The organism is Microcoleus sp. N3A4, from assembly GCF_036701805.1.
In the GTDB taxonomy this organism is placed as follows: domain Bacteria; phylum Cyanobacteriota; class Cyanobacteriia; order Cyanobacteriales; family Microcoleaceae; genus Microcoleus.
The window spans coordinates 24,121-30,341 of the sequence record NZ_JAUBRJ010000065.1; the positions used below are offsets into that span (position 1 = coordinate 24,121).

The 6,221-nt window shown below is 48.6% G+C and carries 5 protein-coding genes; 3 read left to right on the forward strand and 2 right to left on the reverse strand.

Going from position 1 to position 6,221, the window contains the following annotated elements; all coding sequences use genetic code 11:
- The first annotated feature begins 69 nt into the window (after positions 1–69).
- The 3 genes from QUA56_RS28135 (at position 70) to QUA56_RS28145 (ending at position 4,644) form a co-directional block, all read left to right on the forward strand.
- Positions 70–696 carry a COP23 domain-containing protein gene (locus QUA56_RS28135; RefSeq protein WP_333364703.1) on the forward strand — a complete coding sequence of 209 codons (627 nt, stop codon included), beginning with the start codon at positions 70–72 and terminating at the stop codon, positions 694–696.
- Between the two features lie 33 nt (positions 697–729).
- A complete protein-coding gene (locus QUA56_RS28140) occupies positions 730–1,632 on the forward strand; it encodes a serine protease (RefSeq protein ID WP_333364706.1) in 903 nt (300 codons plus the stop codon).
- Positions 1,633–1,911: 279 nt separating this feature from the next.
- Positions 1,912–4,644, forward strand: a complete 2,733-nt coding sequence (locus tag QUA56_RS28145) for an FHA domain-containing protein (RefSeq protein WP_333364709.1) — start codon at positions 1,912–1,914, stop codon at positions 4,642–4,644.
- A gap of 114 nt (positions 4,645–4,758) precedes the next feature.
- On the opposite strand, the gene QUA56_RS28150 is transcribed toward QUA56_RS28145, so the two are convergent.
- Complete coding sequence (locus QUA56_RS28150; protein WP_333364711.1) at positions 4,759–4,968, reverse strand: hypothetical protein; 210 nt, start codon at positions 4,966–4,968, stop codon at positions 4,759–4,761.
- The coding region (locus tag QUA56_RS28155; RefSeq protein ID WP_333364714.1) for an SdrD B-like domain-containing protein at positions 4,955–6,221 on the reverse strand (1,267 nt) is incomplete at its 5' end. The genes QUA56_RS28150 and QUA56_RS28155, both read right to left, overlap by 14 nt.

Below are 6,221 nucleotides of genomic sequence, written 5' to 3' on the forward strand. Positions count from 1 at the left end.
TCTCAAGATAACTCAAAGAAATTTTGAATTCAATTAATTTTATCCAATAATCCAATAGGTTAACTCAAAATGACTAAATGGCAATCACTAACTGCTGCGGTGACATTGGGCGCGATCGCGATCGGCACTGTCACCGCCTTCAATCAACCCAGCTACGCTCAAGACACCACCTTCTTTTGTAGCGTAAGTAGCGACGGTATACCAACCACCTTTGCTAATACACGGCGAGGAACGGTGGCAGTCGTGAAGTGGAATTCTGAATATTTTAGCTACTCAGGATACACCCCAGAACGGCGCTGCCAAGAAGTATCCAGTCGCTTCCAAAAGCACCGTAGCAGCGGCCAACTGAACTTCCTCACGGCTGGATATCTTAACGGCCAGGCAGCTATTTGTGCAGGAAATAGCAACCCTCCATGCACTTCGGACAAATTGCTTTTCACCCTCAAACCAGGGTCAGATGCAGCCGCTCGTATCCAGCAAATCTTTAATATTAGTGTTGGTGCATCTAACGCTCCCCTTCTAGAAAGTGCCGATAGCAATTCATCTGCTACCGTCGATTTTAATCGATTTCTCGAACAAGCGCCCGTCGTTCAAACCGCTGGTTCCGCTCCTAATCCTGCTCTCAATTCTCCACCCGCTGCTGTTCCCACTCGCCCTCAGCCGAACGTTGAGCCGAGTAACGGTGGTGGGTGGTAGCGCGCCTTGGTAAAAATCACTGAGGAATAAAGCATGAATTGGTCTAGCTTGCGGTTTAGACTCCGTTTCAGCTCTTTGTTAATCACCTGTATTGGCTGTTGGTATACTCAACAGCCAGTACAGTCCTTACCTGTCAGCGGATCGCGCTTGATTGAGGTAAATGGCAGCCGAGAAAACGCTCAACAACTGACAGTAGCCCAAATCAAAAATGAGGCACGGGCGATCGCCGTTAAAGTGCTATCTGGATACGGTGCAGGTTCAGGAATATTGATTAAAAAGCAAGGCCAGACCTACACAATTCTTACCAACAATCATGTTTTAGCCGTTGGCGAAAGCCACCGCATTCAAACTCCAGATGGGAAAATATATCAGGGTGAATTGCTAAAAAATCGCTCTTTTGACGGCAACGATCTCGTTCTACTGCAGTTCAGAAGTACGAGGGAATATTCAGTAGCGCGGTTAGCTTCATCACCTGTCGCAGTAGGAGATGAAGTCTTTGCTACCGGGTTTCCCGGTCAAGAAGGTTCTGAGAAAAGAGGGTTTGAATTTATGTTAGGGAGAGTTTCCTTTCTGTCTCCAAAAGCATTAGTTGGAGGGTATCAGATTGGTTATAGCAATCCAGTTGAAAAGGGAATGAGTGGCGGGCCGCTGCTAAATAGCAGGGGGGAAGTTGTGGGAATCAATGGAATGCACGCCTATCCTTTGTGGGGCGATCCTTATGTATTTAAGGATGGTTCTAAGCCGAATTTGCCCAGAGATTTAATGATCGAATCTAGTTGGGCAATTCCGATTGAGACCTTTGTGCAACTAGGCAATAAATCGGCAGGCGACACACCCATAAGAGTCTCTCCTCCTCTTCCATCTCCAGTAATTTCTTATCCTCAACCGCAAGATGAGTATAGAGGTAGCGCCCCGGAAAATGGACGGTTGTGGTGAAGGCTAATTATTGCTCAATTAGCCATTCATAAATTTCTCCAAAACGGAAACCCATCGCCTCAAGGCCAAGGGAGGAGTTTTTGCGGCGGTCTTCCGCAGTGAGGATATTTGGTTGAATGACACCATTAGTCAGTATTTCCGCAAGAATTTTAGATTGTTTAGCAGATTAAAAATATTAATTTTTATTAAAAAGTGCAGGATAGTTAAGAAGAGGAACATCTTTGACAAAAGTTAGTGGCAGTATGAGATAAAAGACGTAAGATTAATGGAAATAGCTCTATGCCTGTATCGCCAGCCATTTTAAAAATTCACAAGGGTAGCGAACCTGTCTGGGAATACTCAGTTAATACTGAAGTCGTAACTATCGGCCGCGCTACCGACAGCGATTTAGTCATTAATGACCCCCTCGTGTCGCGCCAGCACGCTCAAATCAGCAGAAACGGCGATCGCTATCAAATTACAGATTTCGGCAGCACTGACGGCACTCGCGTCAACAAGATCCGGCTCCAACCCAACATTCCTCACCCCCTAGCAAACGGCGATACCATCAGCATTGGCTACAGCGAATTGCAGTTTATTCTTAATAGCAACAGTGTGCCTACTACTGTAAGCCCGCATCAAAAGCTGTCTTCAGACGGGGCGACAGTGGTTGCCCAGAATTTTGTGGGGGAGGAAACATTATTCCTCAGCCAGTTAGACCTGCGGGGGCGCGACATCCTGACAATCGGGCGCGAACCCAAAAATAACACTGTCGTCAACCATCCAGCCGTCTCCCGGTTTCATGCCAAAATTACGCGGGAAAACGGCTCCTTCATCCTCAAGGACTTAGACTCCACCAACGGCACCTACGTCAACGGCAAGCAAATATCGGAACGGACGTTGCGAGTAGGCGATAGCGTCCGCATCGGCCCTTGTCGCTTCGTTCTCAACGTGGACGAAACGATGGTGCGCTACAACGAAGAGGGCAACCTCCGCATTGATGTAGTTCACCTGAGTAAAGTTGTCAACAAAGGCACACCAGACGAAAAAACCCTGCTCGACGACATTTCCTTGTGCGTTGAGGCGCGGGAGTTCGTTGTCATTGCTGGTGTCAGTGGTGGCGGCAAGTCTACCCTCATGGACGCGCTCAACGGCTTTCGGCCCGCTACCAGCGGCTCCGTCCTAGTGAACGGCGCTGACCTCTATAAGAACTTCAACGCCTACCGCAACGAACTCGGCTACGTCCCCCAAAAAGACATCATTCACCTGGAATTGACCATCTACCAAGCCTTAGACTGCGCTGCCAAGTTGCGAATGCCCGCAGACACCACAGCGGCAGAACGGCAGCAGCGCATTAATGAAGTGCTCAAAGATTTGGGACTCACCCAGCGGCGAGATGTACAAATTAGCGCCCTGAGCGGCGGCCAGCTCAAGCGGGTGTCGATGGGGGTGGAATTGCTGGCAAAACCCAGTTTGTTCTTCCTAGACGAAGCGACTTCAGGGCTAGACCCAGGCACGGAAGCAGACGTAATGAAGTTGCTGCGGAAGTTGGCTGACCAGGGCCGCACGGTGCTGCTGATCACTCACGCCACAGAAAACGTGACTTTGTGCGATTTGGTGGTGTTTTTAGCGGCGGGGGGGCGAGTTGCCTACTTTGGGCCTCCAGCAGAAGCGCCTGCCTATTTCGGTGTCGAGAAGTTCAGCGAAATTTACCCCCTCGTCGAAGGAAAAGCGCCCGATCCCAGAGTGGCGCGGGTAGTGCCTCCCGAAGAGTGGAAAAAGCGCTACCTCCAGTCGCCCCAGTATCAAAAATACGTGGTGGAACGGCAGAAAAATCTCAGCGCCGAGGCACAGGGCGGTGGGCAAGGGTACCGTGGCTCTGGCAAACTGTCGAATGTCAAATCCAAGCCGATTTCAGCTTTGCGGCAATTCTTAATTTTGTCGAGCCGCAACTGGACTTGCCTGTTCCGCGACCGCATTACTTTAGCTCTCACCTTTGCAGCGACTCCACTGATCGCTTCCTTGGACTTCATACTCTGGGAGCGCCAGATGTTTGACGTTGAGGGGGGGAATGCAGGCAGGGCGATCGGGATGCTGTTCAACACGCCCCTGCTTGCCATCTTAATTGGCAGCTTGCTGACCATGCGCGAGATCGTCAAGGAAGTCGATATCTACCGCCGCGAACACCTGATCGGGATCCAAGTTCTCCCCTACATCCTCTCTAAAGTAGGGATGGTTGTCATCCTCGCCCTGTACCAGGCAGCAGTCATTCTGCTGTTTAAGAAAATGGCGATTGATTTCCCGGACGGCCTAGACTGGGGGGCGATGTATGTCACTCTGGTTTTGGCAACCATTGCAGGCATGATGATGGGCCTGGTCGTTTCCGCCATTTCGCCCAACCAAAACATCGCTCCCATGCTGACGATCCTGTTTTTAGTCCCTCAAATTACTTTTGGGGGGGGAACAGTGCCAGTACCGGCACTGTCCCCTATCGGTCAAGTGGTGAGCAACTTTACCTTGACGAAATGGTCGTTTGAGTCCTTGGTAACGCTCGTGAAAGTGGGGAACAATGTTGCCGAAGACCCCTGTTGGAGGGACAAGTCAAAATCGGAACGGGACAAACTGACGGACCAGCAGAAGGAGGAACAGTGCAAGTGCTTGGGACCAAAACTGTTCGAGGGCTGTCAAGTGGCGGGAATTAAGGATAAAGATCGACCGTTTACTAACAAGGCTGAACCGGCCAAACCGGCAGATCCGGGCAAATTCCCCGATGACTTGAGCCAGTTGGACAATTACAAGAAAAAGGTGGACAATTACAAAGCAGATATGAACCGCTGGCAAGATGAGTACAGCGCGTGGAAGGGCGATCGCGAGTCTGCTATTGGCAAGGCCGAAGGCATCATTGACAACATCCACAAAGATTTTGGCAAAACTTTCGATGTGAATGTTTTTCGGAATTGGGGCATCCTGGGATTCCAAATCGCAGTCATGTTGGGCATGGTTCTCGTTGCCCAAAAGCTCAAAGACAAGTAGCTTAAAGACTTAACTGATAACTGATAATTGTTAACTGGAAGAGTTAACCGTTATCAGTTAACCGTTAACTGTTAACAAGTTAAACGGCGCTGTAATATTTCGATGCTGGTAGCTTCAAAATAGCGAAATGTCGGTGGCACTCAAGGCGGGGGAACCGAGGAGTGTAGCTAATTGTACTTGGGATGCAATGCCGCCGCCGTCGGGATCGTAGAATAGGGAACCGTTGGGGCGATCGTAGACAAACTGAACGTTGATAAGTAGGTAAACAAAATTAATTGCCGACTGAGTTGACTTGAAACCCTTGATACGTCTAAATAGTAACAAAGTCGGATGTGTAATTAATTTTGTGTAGGTACTTATCAAGTGCGGTGGTGTCCCAGGCGAATTGATTCGGGGAAATTGCACCGGGAATGAGGTTGCCAAAACCTACAGATGACACAAAGATGCGATCGCTCCCCGCGACAATATCTGCTGCAATATCTTTTGTTTGATTAGGAGAGTATAAGAAAAGATCGTCGCTGCTGAAGTCTTTTGGGATGCCAGCACTGTTGCTACCAATTAGGGTGTCATTGTCTACACCTTTGTTAGTAAGGGTGTTGATGCTGCTAGCAGTTATTGTTGGCGTTGGAGTGGTCGCAGCGTTGCCAAAGAAAAGTATGACATCACTATTAGTGAGGGTAACGTTAACAAGATTGGCAGTGGTAGTTGTGGAACCAGATGGTACCATTTCCGTTACTGTATAATTACCCTGTGATAAATTGGTGAATTTGAAGTTTCCACTAGCATCGGTAACGGTGGAACGTTCTGCTGCATCTAGGAGACCGTTATTATTTGCATCAATGAAGATGGTCACATTGGCAATGCCTAGTTCGCCGCTATCTTGAATGCCGTTGCGATTGATATCGTTGACTCTGGAGCCGCTAATGCTTAACGATGTCGTTCCTGTCGTTGTTATCGGATTGACTACGGTACTTTGGCTTGTGATGCCAAAGAAAAGTATGACATCACTATTAGTGAGGGTAACGTTAACAAGATTGGCAGTGGTAGTTGTGGAACCAACTGGTACCATTTCCGTTACTGTATAATTACCCTGTGATAAATTGGTGAATTTGAAGTTTCCACTAGCATCGGTAACGGTGGAACGTTCTGCTGCATCTAGGAGACCGTTATTATTTGCATCAATGAAGATGGTCACATTGGCAATGCCTAGTTCGCCGCTATCTTGAATGCCGTTGCGATTGATATCGTTGACTCTGGAGCCGCTAATGTTGAACGTCGGTGTCGGAGTTGTCGTTGTTATCGGATTGACTACGGTACTTTGGCTTGTGATGCCAAAGAAAAGTGTGACATCACTATTAGTGAGGTTAACGTTAACAGGATTGACCGTGGTAGGCGTGGAACCAACTGGTACCATTTCCGTTACTGTATAATTACCCGGTGATAAGGTGAATAGGAAGTTTCCATTAGCATTTGTAACGGCGGAAAGTTCCCCTGCATCTCGGACACCGTTACCATTTGCATCAATGAAGGTGGTCACATTGGCAATGCCTAGTTCGCCCTGATCTTGGCGACCGTTA

Coding starts and splice junctions, on each gene's coding strand:
- QUA56_RS28135 (WP_333364703.1), top strand. CDS start 70: ATGACTAAATGGCAATCACTAACTGCTGCGGTGACATTGGGCGCGATC.
- QUA56_RS28140 (WP_333364706.1), top strand. CDS start 730: ATGAATTGGTCTAGCTTGCGGTTTAGACTCCGTTTCAGCTCTTTGTTA.
- QUA56_RS28145 (WP_333364709.1), top strand. CDS start 1,912: ATGCCTGTATCGCCAGCCATTTTAAAAATTCACAAGGGTAGCGAACCT.